2 protein-coding genes are annotated in these 633 nt (G+C 46.4%); one reads left to right on the forward strand and one right to left on the reverse strand.

All coding sequences use genetic code 11. The features are described from left to right. A partial coding sequence (locus tag R8N47_RS26080; RefSeq protein WP_318186214.1) for a LuxR C-terminal-related transcriptional regulator occupies positions 1–355 on the forward strand: 355 nt, incomplete at its 5' end. A gap of 52 nt (positions 356–407) precedes the next feature. Here R8N47_RS26080 and R8N47_RS26085 read toward each other — a convergent pair. Further along, positions 408–633, reverse strand: a 226-nt coding sequence (locus R8N47_RS26085; protein WP_318186215.1) for a glycoside hydrolase family 2 protein, incomplete at its 5' end; no start/stop codon positions are given.

Raw genomic sequence — 633 nt, forward strand, 5'->3', positions numbered from 1 at the left:
CTTGAAAGGTTTGTTCTATTTTGAGGATGATTTCGACAAGGTAATGATGGGGCTAAAAGGCATTTTAAACGGAGAGAATTGGCTCTCTCGCGATATTCTCAATCAACTGATTGGCCACCTATTGAGCCTAAACAATACCGTCGGTGAGCTAGAAACGAAACTCGAAATGGAACTGACCCGTCGTGAGATGCAAGTGCTCTCCGCACTGTGTCAGGGTGGCTCAAACCTTGATATTGCCGATTCGCTCTTTGTCAGTGAGCACACGGTGAAATCGCACCTCTATAGTATTTTCCGTAAGCTCGAAGTCAAAAACCGCATGCAGGCCATTACGTGGGCAAAACGTAATTTGCTCTAGTGTGAAACAACAAAGGGAGCATGGAAGCCCCCTTTCAACGTTGAGTTTGTGTTTACTGCATCAAATGGTAAACCCTTAACGATGCCGACATCGCGTCCAGATCGTCTCCCAAAAACTCAATCGTTACAGGCTGGTTCGCCAGAAGAGTGAGGCTGGAATCACTGAAACGACCTTGGGTATCACACTCCACATGCACAAAGAAAGCAGGCTTATCCGCAACCAATGTAATTTGGCGGCCCTCAATCGAGACATCAATATTGGCTTTCGCCATCGGTAAA

The organism is Vibrio sp. 2132-1, from assembly GCF_033344315.1.